A 21,458-nucleotide genomic window follows, 5' to 3' on the forward strand; every position below is an offset into this window, starting at 1 on the left:
CCGCCGATGCTGTCCCTCATCCACATCTGCGGGCTTATGAAATCCACCGAGAACGAGAAGGCAGTTGCTGACCCCTTGGGATGGTCGTTTGCGTACCCTATCTCTTTCGGAGAGATATCAATCCGGAGATGACATCCATGTCAGGCAAGCCGATCAAGATTCCCGGGCCGGACCATCCGATCACCGTCGAACACAATCCCTCCCGTATCGTCGTCAAGCTGGGTGGCCGCGTGATTGCCGATACGCATGATGCGCTGACGCTTCGCGAGGCTTCCTATCCGCCGGTGCAGTATATTCCACGCAAGGATGTGGACATGTCGCTGCTGGAGCGCACCGACCACGAGAGCCATTGCCCCTATAAGGGGGACGCCTCCTACTACAGCATTCCTGTTGGCGGTGAGCGTTCGAAGAATGCGATCTGGACGTATGAGACGCCCAATCCCGCCGTTGCCAACATCAAGGGCTATATGGCCTTTTACCCTGATAGGGTCGATTCCATCGAAGAGCTGTCGTCGCCCGAAGCAGGGCAGTTCTAAGGGATAACTTGACTTCCACTTATGATCTACGCACCGGGTTCAAAATGACGCCGGATGCGTAAGCGTATTAGGTTAATATGAATCCCTCTCAGGTTGCAGTATCTTTGCCGCGCGCGAGGATACTGCAGACCGGGGGCTTCATGAAACTGGATCAGGTGGAGCTTCGCTCCGAAGTATTGGATATCCGGATCGTAGAGAGCATCGGCGATGGTTCTTTCAATCTTGAATTCGATATTTCTCGCAGTGACGGATACGTTCTGATCCTTCTGGAAATACTGGCGGGAAGGGGCGATTTCCTCGTTCAGGGTTTCAATGAGGAAAATAGTGCCGCCACATCACTTCGGAGCCGACAAAGGGTCTACATATTGAGACCTGTCGACGCTGCCCGCAGGATCGCTGTCGGCATGTTTGCAGCCGTCAACAGCAAGGTCCGGGCGACGATCGCCTGTTTCAAGCGGAAGATCGTCAATACATCTGAGGAATTGTCCTGTCCTCTATGCCGGGCGCTTTCCAAAGTGCTCGTTGCTTCCGCACTTGCCTGGATGGGCATTCCGTCTCCGGACATTCTGGATAGGGTCGAGATTTCCACCGCTCCCTCTGTCGAGCAGATGAGGAAGCTTCTCAGTGGCACGGCGACCATAGGCAGTTCGCAGAACGAGCTACTCGCGCTTGTCGATCCGGGTTTACGTACGGCAATCCTTGATGTCATGGAAGAGACCATGTGGTTGCTCGATATGCGTGACCAACTCCATACTGCCGCGTGCCAGATGGTCGGCTGCTGTCCTCCCCCACATTGATGCGGCAATTGCGCGCCGGGGCTTATTCCGGTTGACATAAATAATTTTCAAGCAGAACACCGTTCCGTTCTTATAAGATTCCTATATGTGCCTGTGGCTTGGCCGCAGGCCGGTGACTGAACAATGGACATACCAGTGAAAGAGCGGGATAGCGTTCTGCGCCATCCCGGCTATCTGAACTTCGCCGCCTCCCGCGTCTTCTCCTCGCTTTCCTTCCAGGCCGTGGGTATCGCCATGGGGTGGATGATCTATGATCAGACACACAGCGCCTTCGCGCTCGCCCTCGTCGGTTTCTGCCAGTTCCTGCCGATGGCCGTGCTGACCTTTGTCGTCGGTCACGTCGCCGACCGGTTCGATCGCCGCCGGATCGGGCTCGTCTGCCAGCTGATCGAGGCGATCACTGCACTGGTGCTGGCGGTCGCGACCTGGCAGCAATGGCTTTCGCCGGTAGGAATTCTGGTCGCGGTCACCATCATGGGCGCCGTCGTCGCGTTCGAGCGGCCCACCATGGCGGCTCTCCTGCCCAATATTGTGCCGGCCTCGATGCTGCAGAGAGCTGTTGCCACTTCGACCTCGCTGATGCAGACGGCGCTGATCATTGGCCCGTCGCTCGGCGGTCTTCTCTATGGCGTCAGCCCCATTGCGCCTTTCGCGGTCGCAGCTGTGCTTTTTGCCGTGGCGAGCTTCAATGTGATTTCGATCCGCATGGAGTGGACGCCGTCGAAACGAGAGCCGGTGACACTTACCTCCGTCTTCGCCGGCGTTTCCTTCATCCGCAGCCGGCCGGTGATGCTCGGCACGATTTCGCTCGATCTCTTCGCAGTGCTGCTTGGCGGCGCGACAGCGCTGCTGCCGATGTTTGCGCGCGATATCCTGCATGCCGGCCCGTGGGGTCTTGGCCTGCTGCGCGCGGCGCCCGCAATCGGTGCGCTTGCCATGTCCATCGTGCTGGCCCGCCGGCCCCTCACATCGGATGTCGGCCGGAAGATGATGGCGGCGGTCGCGGTCTTCGGTGTCGCCACCATCGTGTTCTCGCTCTCGACCAACATCGCGCTTTCCGTCGTCGCACTGCTCGTCATCGGTGCCTCCGATACGGTCAGCGTCGTTGTGCGAAGCTCTCTCGTGCAGCTTCTGACACCGGATGAGATGCGCGGCCGCGTCAATGCCGTGAATTCGCTCTTCATCGGCACCTCGAACCAGCTTGGCGAATTCGAATCCGGCATGCTTGCGGGCGTGGTCGGCCCGGTCATGGCCGGCATTGTCGGCGGGTTCGGTACGATCGTCGTCGTGCTCTTGTGGACGCGGCTTTTCCCCGACCTTCTGAAGGTGAAGACCCTTCAGGGCTAGGCCTTATCTCCTTGCCGCATAGGCCGCGGGCGTTAATTGACGCGGCAATGTCGGATGCCGCCGGCGTCGAACGTCCTTCGGACGTTAACACGAGAGGAGAAATGCAATGTCCTATGTTGATGGTTTCATCGTCGCCGTCCCCCGCGAGAATGTCGATGCCTACAAGGAGTTCTCCGCCTATGCCGGATCGATCTGGAAGGAATATGGCGCGCTCGAATATGTCGAATGCCTCGGCAACGACGTGCCCTATGGCGAACTGACCTCGTTTCCACGCGCCGTGATGGCCAAGGATGACGAGGTGGTGGTCTTTTCCTGGATCCTCTACAAATCCAAACAGCAGCGCGACGAGATCAATGCCAAGGTCATGGCCGATCCGCGCCTTTCCAGCGACAAGTGGAAGATGCCATTTGACGGCAAGCGCATGATCTATGGCGGCTTCGAGGAGTTGCTGCGGCTCTAACACCGGACCTGTGCCATTGACTTCGAGGGCAAGGCGCGCCACCTCGCGAGAGACAATCTGCGACGGAGACTGCCTTGCCCCAGACGATGCTTTCGCTTTCCACCCGTGGTCAGGGCCTCTACGAATTCACCGATCAAGCCCAAGCTTTCGTGCGACAGTCCGGCACGGAGGAGGGGTTGCTGACGGTTTTCGTGCGCCATACCTCCTGTTCGTTGCTTATCCAGGAAAATGCCGATTCCGACGTGAAGACGGACCTCAACAGCTTTTTCCGCCGCCTCGTGCCGCCGACATCCGACCCATCAATGCGTTGGGTCGTTCATACGACAGAGGGACCGGATGATATGCCGGCCCACATCAAGGCGGCTCTGACTCAGGTTTCGGTCGGCATCCCCGTCGGCAACAGCCGATTGGTCCTTGGCACCTGGCAAGGCATTTATCTCTTCGAGCACCGTGACCGGCCGCACCGGCGCGAAGTGGTGTTGCATCTGAGTCCGTGAGGTCATTAACCCTTGTGAATGCCAACTGAATGGGCGATTCGAGCGGCATTCAGCTTCATGCGTTTAGTCTCCAGACAATCCCAAAAGGGAGATCGAGGAAACACCACGAGGAGACAACACCAATGTCGCATTTCCTTGCCAAGGCTTCGCTTGCCGCACTGCTCGCCCTGAGTTCCCTCCCGTTTGCCGGCTCCGCTGCTTTCGCCGCGCCCCAGACGGATTTCGTCGTCAAGGCGCAGTATCACCGCCCGCCGGTTCGCGGCTGCTCGCCGATGGAGGCCATCCGCAAGGCCCGCTATTCCGGCCTGCGCGACGTGCGTATTTCCAACATTACGCCGCGCCGGGTCGTCGTTGCCGGCCGTGATCGCCGTGGCTGGGACCGCATGACCTTCGCCAATGTGCGCGGTTGCCCGCTCATGTATCGCTAATTCGTTCGGCCGGAGTCAGGAAAACTTGAGCTCCGGCCGTTTTGCCTTGACCGCGACACCGTCACCCGTTTTCTCTCGGAACTGTATGTAAGTGATTCCGAAACAGGCTCCGGCAGTTGCCCGCGCGGCTATCAACCACGAGGATCTTTTTATGATGCAGTTTCTGGCGAAGGCGGGGCTTGCCGCCCTTCTTTCCGCTGCTGCGCTGGCCGGCACCGTTGCGCCGGCGGCAGCACAGGTGAATATTATTATCGGCGAACCGGACCGTGGTCCGCCCCCGCCGGACTGGCGCCGCCCGCCGCCACCGCCGCCGGGTTACGGCCGTCCGCCTCTGCCTCCGCCGGGCTACGGGCGTCCACCGCGTGGCGGTTGCGATCCGCGCATGGCGGAAAACATCGCTGAGGATTACGGTCTGCGCCGCACACGCGTCGTCGATATCACGCCGCGCCGTGTCATCGTGCAGGGCTGGAGCCGCCGCGGCCCCGACCAGATGACCTTCGGCAACGTTCGCGGTTGCCCGCTCATGCGCCGCTGATACCAGGCGCACGATCGTCCATCGCATAAAAAACCGCCCTTGCAGACAGCAAGGGCGGTTTTCTTTTGAACGGCTTTCCCGTCGGGGCAGGGCGCCGAAGCGCCCTGTTGAGGGTCACTGCTCGATTGCGAAAGTCACGCTGACAGTGACATTGTAGCTGTTCTCGCCGCCCTGGACCGGAACGGCGGCGGCATCGGAGGCTTCCTTCATCATCGCGGCGCGGTAGACCGGCTGCGGCATCGGGCGCACGACATTCTCGCTGATCTCGATGATGCGACCGACTTTCACGCCGGCGGCTTCGCTCAGTGTCTTCGCCTTCTTGATCGCGTTGGCGACAGCGTTCTTGCGGGCTGCCTCCAAGGCTGCTTCGGGCTTGTCGTTGGTGAACTGGATATCGCCGCCCTGATTGATGCCGAGAGTGACGGACTGGTCGATGATCTCGCCCAGTTTGGACAGGTCGCGGACGCGAACGGTGACCGAATTGCTGGTCTGGTAGCCGATCAATTGCGGTGGCTGCGGCTGGTTATCAACCGGCTGCGGGTAATTGTACTGCGGCTGGATCGAGAAGCCCGAGGTCTGCAGATCGCGATCGGCAATGCCGCTCTTTTTGAGCGCGGCCAGCACCTCGTTCATCGCCTTGTTGTTTTCGTCGAGCGCTTCGCGGGCTGTCTTTGCCTGTTTGACCACTGCGAGATTGACGACGGCCATATCGGGAGCCAATGCCGATTCGCCTTCTCCTGATACGTTGATGACCGCTTCGCGCGGCCGATTCTCCTGCGCCAGAAGCGGCGCGGATGCCGCGAGCGGCAGGCTCAGAAAGGCTGTCAGAAGGGCAGTCTTGGTGTAGTTCGGCGCCATGTTTGTTCCTCGGCTGTTTGCGTCCCTGCGAGCTTTGTGTCTGTGGATTGTGAAGCTATTGCGGCAGGAATCGATATGAGAATTGCTTTATCATGATGATTGCTTTCGACTAAAGGGTGTAGGGGGCAATCAACGCATGGTAGGTAATCTGGACGTGGATGTTGCCCGCAGTTAAGCCCCGACTTATAAAGAGCCGCATTTCTGTCTCATGCTGAAGTTTCGCTTTTATGAAAATCGGTGCCTATGTCATCAACCTGAACCGCTCCATTGCTCGATGGGAAGGGCTTTCGCGGAAGGCCAATTCGCTGGCGCTCGACGTCAGCAATGATGCAGCGATCATCATGGAAGATGACGTGGAACCGCAGCCCGATCTGATGGAACGTGTAGAGGCTGCGCTTGCCGCGGTTCCGAAAGCGGAACTGGTCAAGTTGCTCAACCACCAGTCCAAAGGCATCCTGCAGAAGGCGACGACGAAATTCGGCGATGCCACCGGCCGCTGCATCCACGGGCCGCAGGGAGGACGATGACCGTCATGGTCTATCCCTTCGATGTGGCATTAGAACGCGGGTGGTCGACCGAGGTTAATACCTTTACGGTCGAGAACAATCTGATAGAGCTAGGGCCGAACAGCCACGAAACGGCGATTGCAACGAAGCTCGACTACAGACGGCAGAAATTCAAGGGAATACGCCGCTCGGTCACGCATCTGCTTCGCGCCGCCGATTATGCTAGAAGGGTGCAATATTCTCTATGGTAGCGAGCGAAGAGCCGATTGCCACGCCCCCCCGCCTCAAGCCCGTCCTCGTCATCCTATGGCTGCTGCTGATTTCGGCTCCCATTCTGGAAAGCGATAGCTATCGCTATGCGGCCCTGTTGCTGATCGGGACGACCTTTATCTGGTGCAAGCCGAATTTTAGTCTGCTGAAGCGAGACTGGCTGGCCAATGCCTGCCTTGTCTGGGGCGCCTACGCGCTGCTGCGCTTCCTCTTCGGCCTGATCGTCGACGGTGAAAAGGGCGCGTCCGACTGGCTCTACGCCTTTCCGCTGTTTTTCCCGGCTGTTGGCATCGCGCTTTATTCCAGCCGGAAACATGTCGAAACGGTCTTTGCGATCTATTTCCCGATCGCACTTGCCGCCCTGCTGATCTCCACCGACTACCGGCTGATTCTTGCAGGCGATGACCGTATTTCGCCGCTCTTCCATAACAACCTGATCCATGGCGCAATCGGCTGCGGCTTCCTGATGATCGGCGCCTTCTACTGGCTGTTGCACGCCTGGGAGACCGGCAAGCTTGCGCGCCGTTCCGGCAGCTGGATTATTGCCGTCGCGACACTCATCATCGCGCTCTGCCTTTTCAATATTTATGGCTCCAAGGCGAAAGGCGTCTGGCTGAGCCTCGTCCTCGTCGGGCCGCTCATGCTGGCCTCGCTGCTGCTTTACGCAAATAGACGCCGGGCCGCCTTGGTAGGGGCTGTTATCGTCGCTCTCATCGCAGCAGCGCTTTTTGTCGGCGGCGATGATATCTGGAGGTTTGCCGGTCCGACCTATGAGGCCACCGCACGGATCGAGACCGAAATCTCTGCGCATGGCACATGGAATGCTGTCGCTGCTGCGATCGCGTCAAAAGATACGCCGGAGTCGATGAGCGAGCGGCTGCAGCTCTGGGCGAATGCTTCGGAAGTGATTGCGCAGGCGCCTCTCTTTGGTGCCGGCAACCACTGGCTGACGCTCTGGAACTCGACCACCTATGCCAGCGTGCCCTATACGCTGCTCCATAACGGCTATTTCGAAATGCTTGTCCGTCACGGGCTGTTCGGCATTATCGTTTTCGCCATATTGGCAACGGCCATGTACAGCCGCGTTTTAGCTGCGTGGAGAGCTAAGCTGATCAGCCTCAGCGCGCTACTCGCCTATAGCATGGTGACGCTATTCTTCCTTGGAACGATCCTGTCCAACTCCAACAACCGGCTGGCAATCGGCGAATCGTTCTTCTTCGTGTTCTCCGCCGTCGCGTTTGCCTGCGGGATCATGTTGAAGAAGGGAGAGATCAGGCAGAATACCGGCATGGTATCTCGGGATCAGAAGGTTGCCTGAGAGGGTGATGGAACCCAGCCCAAAAGGGGTTGCCGAGCGCTCCTAGGCTGGAGCGCCCGCGTTGTCAGATACCGAAATCGTCCAGAAACGAAGGATGGATCGCGGTCTTCCTTGCCTCGCGCGCATCACGATAGCGCTGCTGGGCAGAATCGAAGCTGTTAACGATCCGTCGTATAAGGCCGCTTTTGCGGCGTTTGAAAATCAAGTGCATAGCAAGCTCGCTTTTTCTTATTTTTGTTAGCCGGCAGCATATAATTTGCGCAACGTGGCGCGGCAATGGGCATTTTGGCATGCCACCTATGCAGAATATGACAGTGATATGACATGGAAGGGATCGCGGTCAGCCTAAGGCATCCGAGATCCGGTCAATGGCCGCGATGGTATCGGCCATAGCGGTGCTGTAAGATGCCGCGCTGTCGTCCTTTCGGGGGAAGAGACTGACATGGAGCGCCGCCTTGCAGCCGTCCTGATCGCCGATGTCGTGGGCTATGGCCGTTTAAGCCAGGTCGATGAGGAGGGGACGCGTCTGCGTTTCCAGGCAGACATGAGGGAGGTTGTCGAGCCCCTGATAGCCGAGCATAGCGGGCGGCTGGTCAAAACCATGGGCGACGGGCTGCTGGTCGAATTTCACAGTGTGGTCGAAGCCATGCGCTGCGCGGTGGACGTGCAGAAGCTGAAGGCGAAGCACAATGCGGAGATTCCGGCCGATTTTCGCCTGGATTTCCGCATCGGCATCAATCTGGGTGACATCATCGTCGAGGGGAACGACATTCACGGTGATGGCGTCAATCTCGCCGACCGTATGCAGGTGCTCGCCGAGCCCGGCGGGATCGCGATCTCCGGGCCAGCCTACGACCAGGTGAAATCGAAGCTCGATGTCGGTTTCGTTTCGCTTGGCGAGCAAAGGGTCAAAAGCATCCCCGAGCCCGTGCGCGTCTACCGCGTCGTGTTCGATCCGGCGGCAGCCAAAAAGTTCAGCAATCTGCGAGAATATCTCGGCCGCCGGCGAATCGCGGCAATGGCTGGTGTTGCCATCCTGCTCATTCTGGCAGGAGCGGCGCTGTGGTGGCAACCATGGGCGCTGCTCGAAAACCCATCGTTGACCCAGCGCTTTGCCTATCCTTTGCCGGACAAGCCCTCCGTTGCCGTGTTGCCATTCATCAATGTCAGCGGCGACGTCGAGCACGATCATCTTGCCGAAGGCCTGACCGATGATCTGATTACGGAACTGTCGAAAGTCTCCGGGCTCTTTGTCATCGCGCGCCATTCCGTCTTCGCCGTGCGCGACAATAGCGGCAAGATACAGGATGTGGCGGCCGAGCTCGGCGTTCATTATGTCCTTGAAGGCACGCTGCAGCGCGCGGGCTCGCGATTGCGCATCAATGTCAAACTGATCGACGCGCTGACCGGGCTTTCAATCTGGGCCGAACGCTACGACCGCGAATATGCCGACCTTTTCGCAGTCCAGGATGATGTCATCAGCAAGATCATCGCAGCACTTGCCATCAGACTCAGCGAGGGCGAGCGCACGCAACTGGCGCAGATCCCCACGGAGAATCTCGAGGCCTACGACTATTATATGCGCGCCGAGCAGGCGGGTCTCACCTATGGGGATGTGGCGACCTATCGTGAGGCGCTGTCCTATTATCAGAAGGCGATCGACCTCGATCCGAATTTTGCCGATGCGCATGCGGGTATCGCGCGCATCGCCGTCGATGTCTGGCGCAACGACTACAATATCCTCTGGTCGGCCGCTGTTGCCCGCAAGATCGCCTATGACGCGGCAGGGCAGGCATTGAAGATCGATCCGAACAATGCGCGGGCGCATACGGTCCTTGCCCTCCTGCAATTGGTCGACGGTCGCCAGACGGAGGCGCTGATATCGGCGAACCGTGCCGTGCAGGCGCAGCCGAGCGATGCTGAAGCCAATGGCAATCTGGCCCTCGTGCTCGCTCATATCGGCAATCATGACCAGGCGACTACCGAAATTGAAAAGGCGCTGCGCTTCGATCCTTCGCCGTCGCCCGGCTTTCAATTGCTTGCGGGTATCGTCTTCTACATCGTTGGTGATGACGACCGGGCGATCTCGCTGATGGAGGCGGCCCGCGACGCGCTTCCCAATGCGGAGGCTGCGCGCGAATTCCTGACTGCAGCCTATATCGAGGACGGCGATAAGAAACGCAGCCTGCAGGAGAAGACGAAGCTGCTAGCGCTCTTTCCCGAAAGCAATCTGACCTATTACAGCTATCTCTACGACTACTGGCGCAAGGAGGATCTGAACCTGCATTTGAGCAGGCTGCAGAAAGCGGGAATTCCGGAATGGCCCTTTGGATTTCAGGGCGCGCAGGCCGATCAGGTCACCGGCGAGCAGTTGCGCGATCTCATCAGCGACAAGACCTGGACCGGTAAACATCGCAACGGCACGCAATTCGTCCAGTTCTTCGACAAAGCCGGCAATACCGCCTATCGCAGCGCCAACACGAATATTACCGGCACAGTCGAGATCAGGGGAGACTGGCTCTGCGAGAAATTCGCGGGCTATTTTCTCGATAGAATGGTCTGCGGCAACGTCTATCGCAATCGCACCCCCGAGGAGCCCGGCGCGACATATGTACATGTCACGCCACAGGCGCTGAAATTCTTTTCGATCGAGGGCTGACTGGTGATTGATCAGCTACTGGGCAGAGGGATGCTGCCAGTCTTTCTGTGCCTTCTCCGATATCAGGATGTTCTGCACTTCCGACCAGTGCTTCTGGGAGTCGACCACCTTTGTCGGGTTCTTCACTAGTCCGTCGGCGGCACCCGGATCATAGCTGATATAGAGCTTGCCTTCGATGATCCGCCAGGCATTCGGATCGATATTGGTGGTGACCGTCCCGAAGGACACGCCATCGGCGCAGTAGCCGCCATATTGCGGGGCATATTTGCCGGGATCCTTGACGAACATGTCACGATGCTCGGCGCTGGCGAAATACCAGGTCGCGCCCAGCCAGTGATGGGAATATTGCGGCGACCCTTCCACGGCTTTATCATCCGTGAAATAGGCGACCGGGTCATAGCCCTTGATCGCCACATCCCCGAAATAGCCCGTATTGATGAAGTCTTCCGCTGTGGCCTCGTTTGCCAGCAGCAGGACGGCAAGGCCACCTATAGCTGCAGCCTTCACAAATCCATTCCAGTGAGACATTTCAATGCTCCCGTTTTCAGGCGCGCACGTTCATTTTCGCTTCGTGCATTCGTCATAGAGCCACTGACCCGTGAGGTCCGCTCCCTGACAGGCGGCGCCCGCTTTCAACAATAGAGTGACGGCGTCCCAGTGCGATCGCCATCCGGCCTGGGTCACCGGCGTGTAGCCATTTCTTTCCTTCGGCTCGATATCGGCCTTCTGCGCGAGCAGGAAAGCGATGACATCCGCATGGCCTTCCTCGGCTGCCGCATGCAGCGGCGTCATGCTGTAGAAATTCTTGTGATCGTTGACGGAGGCACCCTTGGCCACCAGCAGCTCCACGATATCGAGGTGACCGCCATAGGCTGCCGCATGCAGGGCCGTCAGCCCGCCCTTATTGCGGATTTCAATGTCGCAGCCGCGATCAAGAAGAAGGGTGACGACATCGGCCTTGCCGGAGAGGGCCGCAATCAGCAGCGCCGGTTCGCCCGTATCATCCAGTTCAGCGAGGTTTGCTCCCTGATCGGCAAGCTGTTTGACGCGCTCGACATTGCCTTCGCGCGCGGCATCGTGCAGTGGGCCCGCGGACGCTGCGGAAATCCCAAGGCCGAAACAGATGAAGCTGATCCAAAAGACATTCATCGCGCACCCCCGTCTTGCCATTACTGGCTTACAAGCGCGAAAGCGTAATTAAGCTATCATGAATATGAGGGGGCGGCAATGAATGGCGACGGTATCCTACCAGTTCGACCAAAGCCGTTAGTCCTTCTGTCCCAGAAACGTTCGTTTACTTGAGACAATGAGTCTGAATTTTATGGGCGGCAAATGGTCATCTTTCCCGTCACGTTTGCCACGCACGGAAAGGCTTGGATTTCAGAAAGGTTACCGACTTCGTAGATCCCCCGACTCACTGGACTTTTGGATCGATGTCGCTTTGAATTGCGCACCTTGAATTGCTCCAACCACAGCGTGAATCATGTATGATTTTTCCAAGATCAATGCCTTTGACGAAGGGCAGCGGGCTTCTTTTGAGGAATTTTTATGTCAATTGGCGCGCCGCGAACAGTTTCCCGAAGGCTCCCGCTTTCGGCGGGTTGAAGGTGCGGGTGGTGATGGCGGTGTGGAAGCGTATTGGACTCAACCAAACGGTAAAAAAGTCGGATACCAAGCGAAATATTTTCTTCGCGCCGGGGATGTTGATTGGGTTCAAATAGAGAAGTCAGTTTCTCAAGCAATCAGGACGCACCCTGACCTGGAAAAATATATTGTTGGTTTGCCTTGTGATCTCACGGATAAAACCGGCACCAAGAGGAAAGGAAAGTCTGGGTGGGAGCACTGGGAAGGACATAAGGAGAAATGGAGAAAGGCTGCCGCTGCTCAAGGCATACCTGACCTCCAATTCGAAATGTGGTCAAAGAGCGAATTACTTCTGCGACTTTTAGCAAGCGGAACGGAAGGGCTTCGAGAATTCTTTTTCGGTGATATCCCGCTGTCCCTGGCATGGTTTCGTCAAAAGCTTGATGAGTCAATTATTTCGCTCGATGAGCGGTATCATCCAGAAGACCATGTGAACGTAAGAATACAAAATCTCTTTTCAACAATCACGAGAAGTGAAGACATTCGAGCGAAACTCTATGTCGCTGTTGGAGCAATCAGGAAGTCTTGGCTCAAAGAAGACAGAATTAAATCACTATCAGCTCAACCGAATAGTGATCTTATTACGGTAATACGGACTGCGTACACAAACCTGCTCGCAATCGAGCTAGATTTTTGTTCGCCCCCCGATCAGGATTGGGATTCAGACGATTGGATCAAGCGAATAGAGGCGCTGGAAACTTCCGCGAATAAGTTGCAGGAATGGTATTGGGCTCATTCCCGGACGTTGGCCGATAAGGCTCCGGAGAGAGACGATCTCCGCAGATGTATTGACGAAATCGAAAAACTCCACTCGGCCGCAGCTGAGCTTGGAGACCTCGTCCGATCTGAATATATGACGGCAGAATGTCGACGAGTCGCGTTTGTCCGGGGCAATGCGGGTGCCGGGAAAAGTCACCTTCTAGCTCAATGTGCAGCCGACGCGCTGAAAAAAGGCCAACCTGCGCTTCTATTACTTGGGCAGCGCTTAAATGATGCCGACTTGTGGACACAAATCAGCAATCAACTCGGGCTTCCTGGCAGAACTTCAGATCAGCTACTTGGTGCACTCGATGCTGCGGGCAAAGCAAACGGTTCCCGCTCCTTGCTATTGATCGACGCGATAAACGAGGGCGTCGGCAGCCGATTTTGGCGAAGCAACATTGCAGCATTTATTCATAAAATACGCAGCTACAAGACTGTGTGCTGTGTAATCGCGTGCCGAACTGAATATTTCGACGCTGCGGTCCCGGAGGGCGCGGTAGGTCAGCTTCCAATCTTTGATATTCGTGGCTTTGAATCTCCAGAAGAGCAACTGGAAGCCGCTCGTGTTTATCTGGACAAGCGTGGGATTGCGCGGCCGAGCACTCCTTGGTTGGCTCCAGAATTCGTAAATCCGCTCTTTTTGCGCTCCGTCTGCGTTTCCCTAGAATGGGATTGCAAATCAGAATTCCCCCCGGGGCTCACGGGAACAAAAAAAATCCTAAAATATTACCTCGAAAGTATGGGCAAAAACATCCAAGCTAATGAGAGTTCCGCAATCCCCCTTGCGTCGAAGCTTGGTAGAACGGCGCAGCAAATTGCCGCCCAAATGCTGTCTGAACAAAGAGATTTTCTAGATTTGGATGCATGCCGCAGTTTAATAGCCTTTGAGTTCGGAGGGACCCAACCAAAGTCAGAGACGGAATGGTTGTCCCTATTTCTGCGCTATGGCTTGCTTCGTAAAGACCCTAATCCCCTTTCTGAAGGCGATATATTTGCCGATGCGGATGTAGTGAGGTTTAGTTTTCAGCGCTTCCAAGATTTTTTGATGGCCGAGAAAGCCGTAGAAAAGGTCGTAGATATCTCTGAGGCGTTCGAGCCTAACGGACCTCTTGGCTTCTGCGTCCACGAGTCAAAGGACTATATTGCTTGGGAATGGCGCGGGTTGGTTGATGCACTCTCCATTGTATTGCCGGAGAAATTTGAAAAAGAGTTAGTCGACTGTCTTCCTGGCGGCTTTGACAAGTGGTGGCAGGATTGGAGCGTAACCGAAGCATTCACCGAAAGCGTCAAATGGAGAGACAGGTCTGCGTTTTYCGACCGTAGCGTGGAATTACTCAACGCGCTCAGTGACTGCGACCAGAACCCATTGGACGTGCTTATTCAAGTTGCTGTTTCGGCAGATCATCCATGGAACGCTGAAATGTTGCATCGGAATCTCGAAAAACGGAAACTGCCGCACCGTGATGCCACCTGGACTCTCTGGCTCAATAGTCAAACGGGAGACGCGGACTCCGGCGTCGGCTTGTTGATCGAATGGTGCCTCGGCGGGCAGGCTCCGCACACGAACCGTCAAAACCAGTTCCTTGCAGCTCTTACCTTGTGTTGGCTTTTTACGGCATCGAACAGGCCAATACGCGATAAAGCTACAAAGGCGCTCTCCAATCTATTCTCGGTGAATAAGGATATCTTCGTGACTCTCTTGGAGCGCTTCGCGAAGACAGACGATCTCTATATTCTTGAGAGATTGCTTGCTGCAGCCTTCGGTGAATGTTGCAGACACCCCGAAAAAGAGAAGTTGCGAGAATACGCCGATGCAATTTACAAAAATATATTTGAAGGCGGCAGCCCGCCCTACGGCATCCTGCTCCGGGATTACGCTCAGGGCTTAATTGAGTTGGCGGCGTCCCATTCTGCGTTGCCGGATTCGGTGGATTTGATTTCCTGCCAACCGCCATTCAAATCGCCAAAACCAAGACTGACAATAACCGAGAAACAACTTGATGAGCTAGCAGAAAAGGCAGGCGATAAGAAAATCAAGTCTTCCACTACATCTTCAATGTCTGATTTTGCCCAATACGAGATCGACTCAAGAACTCGCCGTTTCTTAAAAATCCCCTTGAAAAGTGTAGTTTCGCTATCCGCGCGACAGAGGCTACATAGTTTTGAAAGGGAGGTCGTTGGAAGTGATCCGAAAAGGATAGTTGCTTTCGAGCGGTTGGAGCGTAACGCCAATCCTTACTGGTATGGCATCAAAATAGTGAGCTTTGGTGGCGAGCCCACACCACCTAGTGAGGAGGACGTCTCGCGGTGGCAGGCCGACGTCGCCTCTGCGGAACGTGAACTTTTACAACTATTGTCGGCGGATGAAATAGAGCGTTTTGCGATAGATGCGGCGCCAGGCCTTTACAGGGTTGAGGGAGATAAGGCCGATGTCGCAAAGTTTAGCCAAGCAGCTCTCAAAAGATGGGTCGGGAAACGAGCTTACGACTATGGTTGGACAGAAAAACGCTTCCCAACCGATAGTAGCGGGAGAGGAATGTATTCCCGCGATCGCCCTGTGATTGAGCGGATTGGGAAAAAATACCAATGGCTAGCCCTGGATGAGCTTCTGAGCAGGCTCTCAGATAACTATTGGATGGAAGGAGAATTTGAGAACCTTCCACAGAGATATCAGCAATCTATCGATATCGGATTCGAGCGGGACATTGATCCCACTATCCTTGAGCGTAATGACATGGTTGAGCCGGTGTCAATCGTCACTAACTCGTGGGCCACTGCCCCGATCATAGAGCTTTCAACTGTTGACGAATGGCAGTTGTCCCGTTGGCCATTTGAGCGGGACCCAGCGACTGCTCTAAAGCAGATGCCATTCCGAACGGATGGAGCTGGAAAACGATGGTTGGTAGCTTACGAACATCAATCCGTTACTGACAAGTATTCGGTCGAACAGAAGGCGGAGCATGGCCTCCGAATGCAGGAGTTTCGGTTCCTAGCAACAGCGAAGGTAAAATCTACCGACGCGAGAGTTATCGCTGAGACTTTTATGGAAAAAAATGAAATTGATCTTCATCATTGGCCCGCGCCGGAAATAACAGATGCCGCTTTTCTATACGAGTCTCCATGGCGCTCGTCCTGGCCGCAGGACAAATGGCGCTATGACAGCTGGCGTTTGCCTGCCGGAACTCCATATGCTTCTCTGATAGCTAGTTATCAGTGGGAGCGGCATCTGGATGCTTCCCTACCTGAAGGTTTCAGCAACTATCTGCCAATGCCTTGGCTTGCGCGAGAGTTACAGCTTAGTCCAGATTTAACGAGTTCTGGTAGCTGGCGAGATTGTAACGGAGAGATCGTATTTCGACAGTTTAGGGGCGATGACGGCGGGACCGTTGTATTGCTGTCGGAAGATCACCTTTCGGAGGTCCTTGGGAGTAGTTTCACATTTCTTATGGTTATGATTGCTGAAAGAAACGTTTGGCCCGGGGGGCATAATAATAACGCTGCATGGCGACGTTCCGAGGGTGTATGCTGGAAAGATGGAAGAGGATTAAATCAATTAATTTGGAAACGTGATACCGGGAATGGATCGTCGACATTGCAAGTGAAACGCTCAGAATAAAAACGCTCAAACTAAATGCGCCTGTCACGCTTGAGACCGAGGTTGCTCCGCACTTGACTACCAGTGCGGGATTTATCCCGGAAAAAAACAAAACAAAAGGCTAGAAATAAATGGTGGGCCCGGAGGGACTCGAACCCCCAACCAAGCGGTTATGAGCCGCCGGCTCTAACCATTGAGCTACAGGCCCGGCACCCATGGTGYGGTCAGCCGGGGCAATGGCTCCCGCGGCTTTTGTCCGCTTAACGCAAATCCGGTACAGTCACAAGCCATGAGCGCAAGCATCTGTGGATGATGCATATTTCCGGTTTGCCCTCTGGAACCTTCACACGCGGGCTACATTTACTCCTGTCAGACTAGATCTGAAGAGGGCAATCGTAGAATGGTGGCTTCCCAGGGTGCCGTGGTGCTCATCGTCGAAGATGAGCCGCTGATCAGGTTCAATATTCTGGATGTGCTCGAAGAGGTGGGGCACGTGGCGCTCGAGGCTGGGAGCGCGGATGAGGCAATGGTGCTTCTGAAGACCCGCAACGATGTCGATGTCCTCTTCACCGACGTCAACATGGCCGGTTCCATGGACGGCATACAGCTCGCCAAGCGGGTGAGGGCGATGCGGCCGAATATCGGCATCATCATCACCTCGGGCCTGGTGCGGCTCGATCCCTTGTCGCTGCCGGCCAACACGGCTTTCCTGCCGAAACCCTATCAGCACGAGGCCTTGATCTCGGCGATCGCTTCCATGACGCGGTAGCTCAGGCCAGAGCGATCAATCTGGGCTCGCCATCGACGGCGGCGGGAGGGGCGCCCGTTGCCCCAGTCGCGGCTTCGGTTTCTTCGATCTGCTTGCGAGCCTGTTCATTGGCCTTTGTGGTTTCGCCACGCAGTTCGGCTTCGGCATCGCTCCAATGACGCAAATCTTCGCCATCCAGCCTGCCTTGCACTTCCCAGATTGCGTAGGCGCGCTCGCGCACGCGGTCCTCATTCCGGTCCGTCATGGCTATCTCCCTTGGTTTTTCGATCATCGTAAAACCGGCCGGGAGCCGAATGTTTCGGTGAGGCGCCTGAGATCGGGAGGCGCAGCCGAGCCTGAAGGGGAGGTCTGCTTCAAGCCCGGCCGCTGGCCCCCGGGGGAGCCGTTAGAGCATTTCCATTTTTCTTCGAGTCACGGAAATGCTCTACCTCTTTGTTTTCACGCAATTCCGGACGCAAAACCGCTGCGCACTTTTGCTGGAATTGCTTAGTTGTAGCTGCTCTTCAGCAGGTCGTTTTCCTGATGCGCCTTCTTCTCATAGATCGTGAAGAGGGCCATCGAGAGGAGATAGGAGAGGAAGGGGTCTCCCATCTGCGTGGCGATATCGCGGGATGCGAGGATATGTCGTTCCAACGCACCGATATCTTTTTGTACGGTGGTTTCACTCAAGCGGTTCATGCTGCCATCTCCAGGAATTGCGTCACGACGGAGCGCGTCGGGACGTAGCGGGTGTAGAGGGGGGTATCGATGCCGAGGGATGCACGCATCCTGTCCAGCACGCGTTCGGAAACTTCGAAGGCGCCGCAGCAGACCGGATATTTGCCGTAGCCGTCGGCGCGGCCGAGTTCATCGACCTCGGCGCCGGCGCGCTTGTAGACGCGTTTCAGGTGGGGTTCGTAGTTGGAGATCATGGTGTGGATGCCGTGATCGAGGGCGCATTCGCAGAGCGCCAGCAGCAGCATGGAGAAGGCGCGGCCGGCATCGACATCGGGGAAATCGTCGGCGATTGCTTCCTCGTCGATGCACATGCGAGTGCCTTCCCAGATGCCGGGGGCGACGAGATTGGCTGCCTGCGGGAAGGTTGCGCGGAAGACGTCGTAGAGGAGGGTCGGTCCGGTCGTCGGCATCAAGCGCATGCCGCCATAAAGGCGGGTGCGGGTTTCGTCGCACCAGACGAGATAGGCCGGGCAGAGCGAGTCATAGCTGTCGCGCTCGAAGGGGCCGATTACCGGAACGTTCCAGCCAAGGGTGTCCGCAAAGACTTTCTTGCGCAGGCGGAACATCTGGTCGAGTATGAAAGCGTATTTCTGATACTCATGTGCCTGAATGATAACGAACATTTTTCCCTCCAGCGTGTTGGGTTCGTGAGGGCAGAATGGTTCAGGACGGCGGGATCGGAAATTCCCTCATATGGGTGCCTACAGATGAGCCCCCGCATATGGGGGGGTAGGCTCGAGCCGCGTCTGGTCAGCTCAAAGCATTCTGCGGAGCAGGCTCTCGCCAGGGCATAAACTGATGGAGAAGGGCATACCTTCCGGTACGTCCGACGTTTAGCCAGCAGAAGGCTCCAATCTGGTCAGGAAGTTCTAGGGGTTGATGATGCGCAGCTGTACGGCCCGCGAGGCGGCAGCGGAAATGGTGGCGCAGCCGAGCTTGAAGCGGGCGGTTTTCAGGTAATCGCGGGTCGTATGCTCGGAAATGCCGAGGATGACGGCGATGTCCTTATAGTCCTTGCCGAGTGCCGTCCAATGTAGACATTCGATTTCGCGCGGGGAAAGCGCCGGCACCGGGTCATTCTCACCGTGAAGCTCATAGATGGCCTTCCGATGAATGACATGGGCGATCTCGATCCACTCATTGCGATAGAGCTTGACCATGGCGGTCCAATCATCGAGCGGAATGCGGGCATTGATCGAAAGCAGCGCGCGGCGCTGCGCCTTGTCGGCAACGGGGATCGAATAGCCGTTGCCGCCGATCCCGTGCTTCTGGGCGTCGACGAGCATCGCATAGGCTTCCGGTGTCGGCTCCACTTCGCTCCAGTCGAAGGGCAGCTGGCGCTCGAAGCCCTGTTTGACGATCGGATCGACCTTCACATAGCTGTTGAGCAGATAGCGCGACACCCAGGCATCCGGATAGGTGGTGCRCACAAAAGGGGCATCGATCTTTGCCGCAATGGTCTGGGCGAGGTGATAGGTGACATAGTCAACGGCATACTCCGCCTGGAAAATGCGGATGGAAGCATCGACATTGATCGCAGCCTTGATCTGTTCGAAAACGGTTTCGAACTTTTGGGAATAACTATTTTCCGTCATCGTGCCGCCTGTCTCAAACCGTTCAATCCTACCGCGAGGAATGTCAAAAATACAAGGCATCCCCACATATGCGGGGAATGACTTTTCCAGATCCGTCTGTTAGCGCCTTTTTCGGGGAGGCTCCAGATGGATAGCAAGAGAACATTCGATATCGCCGAGTGCCATCAGGCARCCAAAGGGCTGAGATCGAGCTGGCAGGACATGGCTGGCTCCGAGGCGCTGATCCGCGCGCTCGTCGCCGAACGCAACGGCGATACGTTGCTTGCCTTGTTCTGGACAGAGGTTCACCGGACGCTCTGCGAAGAGAAATAATCGCTCCTTTATCGTTACATCAGTCACGCATTTCTTTCATGCAGACGGGATCGACGAGTGCGTGCCGGACAGGTCGCCGCGCCATTTTGACGCCGCGCAACTGCCAGAAAAGCGGCCCGCCCGGATATGGCCGTGTTGAAATCTCCCAGCGGATTCTCGCAGGGTAAGGGATTCGCTCGCCTGATCGGAACGTGGGACATGGACGGTGATTTCGATCATGGAGGCCATTGGCAAGAGGTCCGGGCTATGTCGTGTAAGGCAGCAAGATGACAGGTGTATCGCGAGTGCAACGCCTTGGTCAGTCAGGTTAATGGCGTATGAACACGTTTTCACATTTTGTAGCCACTTAATTTGCGTTGCCTGCTGGAAGCAAGATGGGCAAAGTCCGGCTCGATGAAATATCCAGCATATTCGGGGCTACTCAAGCAAATATGCTTGACGGATCGTTACCACAAAGCGCAAAGGTCTTTGTGGAAACGATTACACAAAATGCCATTGTGCCATATTGGGAGGGCATCGGGATTGCGTGTCGAACGCAAAATCATTTGCGTTGCGTCTCATGAGAGCTGCTTGACGACGGCAGGACTGATCTAGCGGAATGCAGATGACGGAAAAGCGCGTTCACCTGGTCTTCAAGACCCATCTCGATATCGGTTTCACCGACCATGCCGAGAAGGTCCGCCGTCAATATCACGAGCGCTTCATTCCGCAGGCGATCGAGACCGGTGCGCATTTCTATGCCGAAAACCCTGAAGAGCCGAAGTTCATCTGGACGACAGGCGCCTGGCTGATCTGGGATCATCTGAATTCGCGCTCGCCTGCCGAGGTCGCAGCACTGGAGCAGGCGATCGAACGCGGGCTCATCTGCTGGCATGGGCTGCCTTTCACCACGCATACGGAGCTCATGTCGCCAGACCTGTTCCGCGCGGGTCTTTCCTATTCGCAGGAGCTCGACCGCCGTTTCGGCAAGCAGACGATAGCGGCGAAGATGACCGACGTTCCCGGCCACACACTCGGTATGGTGCCGTTGCTTGCCGAGGCCGGCATCCGCTTCCTGCATCTCGGCGTCAACACGGCTTCACCGCCGCCCGACGTGCCTGACATCTTCCGCTGGCGCGCGCCTGATGGTGCCGAAGTCGTCGTCATGTATCAGCGCTCGTACGGCGAGACCTATTTCCCCGAAGGTTTCGACGACGGGCTGAGCTTTGCGCATACGCAGGACAATATCGGCCCGCAGAGCGTGCCGCAGACGGCGGAAGCCTATCGCGATATGCGCCGCCTGGAACCTGACGCGGTCATCCGCGCGGCGACGCTGGAGGATTATGGCGCGATCCTCTGGGAAAAGCGCGAGCGTTTCCCGGTGCTGGAGCTGGAGTTGGGCGATAGCTGGGTCCATGGCAGCGCCACCGATCCCTTGAAGACGGCGAAATTTCTAGCCCTGCAGCGGCTCTATGACCGCTTTGCGGGCGAGGGGCTCAATGCGCGCAGGCTCGCCTTCGGCCGCGGGCTCGCCATGGTGGCGGAGCATACGTGCGGGGTGGACATCAAATCCTATCTGCGCGACGACAAGGCTTGGGCAAAAGCCGATTTCAACGCCGCGCGCAAAACGGATTACCGTTTCGCCTATACCGAGGCGTCATGGGACGAGCAGCGCGGCTATATCGATCAGGCCGTCGCCGAACTCGATGCTGACGATCAGCAGCAGGCGCAGGTGGTGCTCGCAGAGCTCTTCGCGCCGGCGCTCGTCGGCAGGACGAGCCGGGAGACCCGCCTGAGTGCCGGCGGTTGGTCGATTGAGCTTGATGAGGTGACGGGCGATGTCATGGCGCTTACATCGCCGCAAGGGCGTCGGA

Annotated in this window: 23 protein-coding genes and 1 tRNA gene; 16 read left to right on the forward strand and 8 right to left on the reverse strand. The window is 56.7% G+C overall.

Annotation, left to right across the window (positions count from 1 at the left end; genetic code table 11):
• The first annotated feature begins 137 nt into the window (after positions 1-137).
• From AC1DM5_RS06135 to AC1DM5_RS06165, 7 genes are all read left to right on the forward strand, one after another.
• A complete protein-coding gene (locus AC1DM5_RS06135) occupies positions 138-536 on the forward strand; it encodes a DUF427 domain-containing protein (RefSeq protein ID WP_007824207.1) in 399 nt (132 codons plus the stop codon).
• A gap of 140 nt (positions 537-676) precedes the next feature.
• Positions 677-1,333 (forward strand): hypothetical protein, encoded by a 657-nt coding sequence (locus tag AC1DM5_RS06140; RefSeq protein ID WP_477974748.1) that lies wholly within the window; start codon positions 677-679, stop codon positions 1,331-1,333.
• 123 nt (positions 1,334-1,456) lie between these two features.
• Positions 1,457-2,680 carry an MFS transporter gene (locus AC1DM5_RS06145; protein WP_477820589.1) on the forward strand — a complete coding sequence of 408 codons (1,224 nt, stop codon included), beginning with the start codon at positions 1,457-1,459 and terminating at the stop codon, positions 2,678-2,680.
• 106 nt (positions 2,681-2,786) lie between these two features.
• Positions 2,787-3,140, forward strand: coding sequence for a DUF1428 family protein (locus AC1DM5_RS06150; protein WP_037099860.1), 354 nt, complete (start codon positions 2,787-2,789; stop codon positions 3,138-3,140).
• 74 nt (positions 3,141-3,214) lie between these two features.
• On the forward strand, positions 3,215-3,637 hold the full coding sequence (locus AC1DM5_RS06155) for a secondary thiamine-phosphate synthase enzyme YjbQ (protein WP_477820588.1): 423 nt from the start codon (positions 3,215-3,217) through the stop codon (positions 3,635-3,637).
• Positions 3,638-3,759: 122 nt separating this feature from the next.
• A complete protein-coding gene (locus AC1DM5_RS06160; protein WP_477820587.1) occupies positions 3,760-4,065 on the forward strand; it encodes a hypothetical protein in 306 nt (101 codons plus the stop codon).
• Positions 4,066-4,216: 151 nt separating this feature from the next.
• The gene (locus AC1DM5_RS06165) at positions 4,217-4,600 is read left to right on the forward strand and encodes a hypothetical protein (RefSeq protein WP_037099852.1); all 384 of its coding nucleotides are present in this window, start codon (positions 4,217-4,219) and stop codon (positions 4,598-4,600) included.
• A 114-nt stretch (positions 4,601-4,714) separates the two neighbouring features.
• Here AC1DM5_RS06165 and AC1DM5_RS06170 read toward each other — a convergent pair whose 3' ends face one another.
• Complete coding sequence (locus AC1DM5_RS06170; RefSeq protein ID WP_477820586.1) at positions 4,715-5,458, reverse strand: SIMPL domain-containing protein; 744 nt, start codon at positions 5,456-5,458, stop codon at positions 4,715-4,717.
• Between the two features lie 227 nt (positions 5,459-5,685).
• Between AC1DM5_RS06170 and AC1DM5_RS06175 the strand changes: the two genes are divergently transcribed.
• The 5 genes from AC1DM5_RS06175 to AC1DM5_RS06195 all read left to right on the forward strand — a co-directional run bounded on the left by AC1DM5_RS06175 (position 5,686) and on the right by AC1DM5_RS06195 (position 10,211).
• Complete coding sequence (locus tag AC1DM5_RS06175) at positions 5,686-5,985, forward strand: hypothetical protein (RefSeq protein WP_477820585.1); 300 nt, start codon at positions 5,686-5,688, stop codon at positions 5,983-5,985.
• The gene (locus AC1DM5_RS06180; protein ID WP_477820584.1) at positions 5,982-6,215 is read left to right on the forward strand and encodes a hypothetical protein; all 234 of its coding nucleotides are present in this window, start codon (positions 5,982-5,984) and stop codon (positions 6,213-6,215) included. The genes AC1DM5_RS06175 and AC1DM5_RS06180 overlap by 4 nt, the downstream gene beginning before the upstream one ends.
• On the forward strand, positions 6,209-7,552 hold the full coding sequence (locus AC1DM5_RS06185) for an O-antigen ligase family protein (RefSeq protein WP_477820583.1): 1,344 nt from the start codon (positions 6,209-6,211) through the stop codon (positions 7,550-7,552). Before AC1DM5_RS06180 ends, AC1DM5_RS06185 begins: the two co-directional genes overlap by 7 nt.
• A gap of 61 nt (positions 7,553-7,613) precedes the next feature.
• Positions 7,614-7,793, forward strand: coding sequence for a hypothetical protein (locus tag AC1DM5_RS06190; RefSeq protein ID WP_477820582.1), 180 nt, complete (start codon positions 7,614-7,616; stop codon positions 7,791-7,793).
• Positions 7,794-7,994: 201 nt separating this feature from the next.
• The gene (locus tag AC1DM5_RS06195; protein WP_477820581.1) at positions 7,995-10,211 is read left to right on the forward strand and encodes an adenylate/guanylate cyclase domain-containing protein; all 2,217 of its coding nucleotides are present in this window, start codon (positions 7,995-7,997) and stop codon (positions 10,209-10,211) included.
• 15 nt (positions 10,212-10,226) lie between these two features.
• Here the strand turns inward: AC1DM5_RS06195 and AC1DM5_RS06200 are convergent, their stop codons facing one another.
• A complete protein-coding gene (locus tag AC1DM5_RS06200; RefSeq protein ID WP_477820580.1) occupies positions 10,227-10,739 on the reverse strand; it encodes a YHS domain-containing (seleno)protein in 513 nt (170 codons plus the stop codon).
• A 30-nt stretch (positions 10,740-10,769) separates the two neighbouring features.
• Positions 10,770-11,360 carry an ankyrin repeat domain-containing protein gene (locus AC1DM5_RS06205; protein WP_477820579.1) on the reverse strand — a complete coding sequence of 197 codons (591 nt, stop codon included), beginning with the start codon at positions 11,358-11,360 and terminating at the stop codon, positions 10,770-10,772.
• A 334-nt stretch (positions 11,361-11,694) separates the two neighbouring features.
• Between AC1DM5_RS06205 and AC1DM5_RS06210 the strand changes: the two genes are divergently transcribed.
• Positions 11,695-16,233: an NACHT domain-containing protein gene (locus AC1DM5_RS06210; RefSeq protein ID WP_477974750.1), complete on the forward strand. Its 4,539-nt coding sequence runs from the start codon at positions 11,695-11,697 to the stop codon at positions 16,231-16,233.
• A 111-nt stretch (positions 16,234-16,344) separates the two neighbouring features.
• Here AC1DM5_RS06210 and AC1DM5_RS06215 read toward each other — a convergent pair.
• Positions 16,345-16,420, reverse strand: a tRNA-Ile gene (locus AC1DM5_RS06215).
• A 192-nt stretch (positions 16,421-16,612) separates the two neighbouring features.
• Here AC1DM5_RS06215 and AC1DM5_RS06220 point away from each other — a divergent pair.
• A complete protein-coding gene (locus AC1DM5_RS06220; RefSeq protein WP_477823308.1) occupies positions 16,613-16,981 on the forward strand; it encodes a response regulator in 369 nt (122 codons plus the stop codon).
• Between the two features lies 1 nt (position 16,982).
• Here the strand turns inward: AC1DM5_RS06220 and AC1DM5_RS06225 are convergent, their stop codons facing one another.
• From AC1DM5_RS06225 to AC1DM5_RS06240, 4 genes are all read right to left on the reverse strand, one after another.
• Positions 16,983-17,225, reverse strand: coding sequence for a DUF2934 domain-containing protein (locus tag AC1DM5_RS06225; RefSeq protein ID WP_477823309.1), 243 nt, complete (start codon positions 17,223-17,225; stop codon positions 16,983-16,985).
• A 242-nt stretch (positions 17,226-17,467) separates the two neighbouring features.
• Positions 17,468-17,659, reverse strand: a complete 192-nt coding sequence (locus tag AC1DM5_RS06230) for a hypothetical protein (protein WP_007824152.1) — start codon at positions 17,657-17,659, stop codon at positions 17,468-17,470.
• On the reverse strand, positions 17,656-18,321 hold the full coding sequence (locus AC1DM5_RS06235; protein ID WP_113324525.1) for an acyl-homoserine-lactone synthase: 666 nt from the start codon (positions 18,319-18,321) through the stop codon (positions 17,656-17,658). The genes AC1DM5_RS06230 and AC1DM5_RS06235 overlap by 4 nt, the downstream gene beginning before the upstream one ends.
• A 246-nt stretch (positions 18,322-18,567) precedes the next feature.
• Entirely contained in the window at positions 18,568-19,293 is a 726-nt protein-coding gene (locus tag AC1DM5_RS06240) for a LuxR family transcriptional regulator (RefSeq protein ID WP_477974752.1), read from the reverse strand.
• A gap of 126 nt (positions 19,294-19,419) precedes the next feature.
• On the opposite strand from AC1DM5_RS06240, the gene AC1DM5_RS06245 reads away from it, so the two are divergent.
• Positions 19,420-19,605, forward strand: coding sequence for a hypothetical protein (locus AC1DM5_RS06245; protein ID WP_477974754.1), 186 nt, complete (start codon positions 19,420-19,422; stop codon positions 19,603-19,605).
• Positions 19,606-20,209: 604 nt separating this feature from the next.
• Positions 20,210-21,458, forward strand: a 1,249-nt coding sequence (locus AC1DM5_RS06250) for a DUF5054 domain-containing protein (RefSeq protein ID WP_477974756.1), incomplete at its 3' end; no start/stop codon positions are given.

The sequence above is a fragment of the Rhizobium sp. 01T437 genome (assembly GCF_056398505.1).

Excerpts from the sequence above, each read along its gene's own strand:
- AC1DM5_RS06170 (WP_477820586.1), bottom strand. The coding sequence starts at position 5,458 with ATGGCGCCGAACTACACCAAGACTGCCCTTCTGACAGCCTTTCTGAGC.
- AC1DM5_RS06165 (WP_037099852.1), top strand. The coding sequence starts at position 4,217 with ATGATGCAGTTTCTGGCGAAGGCGGGGCTTGCCGCCCTTCTTTCCGCT.
- AC1DM5_RS06135 (WP_007824207.1), top strand. The coding sequence starts at position 138 with ATGTCAGGCAAGCCGATCAAGATTCCCGGGCCGGACCATCCGATCACC.
- AC1DM5_RS06230 (WP_007824152.1), bottom strand. The coding sequence starts at position 17,659 with ATGAACCGCTTGAGTGAAACCACCGTACAAAAAGATATCGGTGCGTTG.
- AC1DM5_RS06200 (WP_477820580.1), bottom strand. The coding sequence starts at position 10,739 with ATGTCTCACTGGAATGGATTTGTGAAGGCTGCAGCTATAGGTGGCCTT.
- AC1DM5_RS06235 (WP_113324525.1), bottom strand. The coding sequence starts at position 18,321 with ATGTTCGTTATCATTCAGGCACATGAGTATCAGAAATACGCTTTCATA.
- AC1DM5_RS06225 (WP_477823309.1), bottom strand. The coding sequence starts at position 17,225 with ATGACGGACCGGAATGAGGACCGCGTGCGCGAGCGCGCCTACGCAATC.
- AC1DM5_RS06220 (WP_477823308.1), top strand. The coding sequence starts at position 16,613 with ATGGTGGCTTCCCAGGGTGCCGTGGTGCTCATCGTCGAAGATGAGCCG.
- AC1DM5_RS06195 (WP_477820581.1), top strand. The coding sequence starts at position 7,995 with ATGGAGCGCCGCCTTGCAGCCGTCCTGATCGCCGATGTCGTGGGCTAT.
- AC1DM5_RS06175 (WP_477820585.1), top strand. The coding sequence starts at position 5,686 with ATGAAAATCGGTGCCTATGTCATCAACCTGAACCGCTCCATTGCTCGA.
- AC1DM5_RS06145 (WP_477820589.1), top strand. The coding sequence starts at position 1,457 with ATGGACATACCAGTGAAAGAGCGGGATAGCGTTCTGCGCCATCCCGGC.
- AC1DM5_RS06205 (WP_477820579.1), bottom strand. The coding sequence starts at position 11,360 with ATGAATGTCTTTTGGATCAGCTTCATCTGTTTCGGCCTTGGGATTTCC.
- AC1DM5_RS06150 (WP_037099860.1), top strand. The coding sequence starts at position 2,787 with ATGTCCTATGTTGATGGTTTCATCGTCGCCGTCCCCCGCGAGAATGTC.
- AC1DM5_RS06140 (WP_477974748.1), top strand. The coding sequence starts at position 677 with ATGAAACTGGATCAGGTGGAGCTTCGCTCCGAAGTATTGGATATCCGG.
- AC1DM5_RS06160 (WP_477820587.1), top strand. The coding sequence starts at position 3,760 with ATGTCGCATTTCCTTGCCAAGGCTTCGCTTGCCGCACTGCTCGCCCTG.
- AC1DM5_RS06185 (WP_477820583.1), top strand. The coding sequence starts at position 6,209 with ATGGTAGCGAGCGAAGAGCCGATTGCCACGCCCCCCCGCCTCAAGCCC.
- AC1DM5_RS06180 (WP_477820584.1), top strand. The coding sequence starts at position 5,982 with ATGACCGTCATGGTCTATCCCTTCGATGTGGCATTAGAACGCGGGTGG.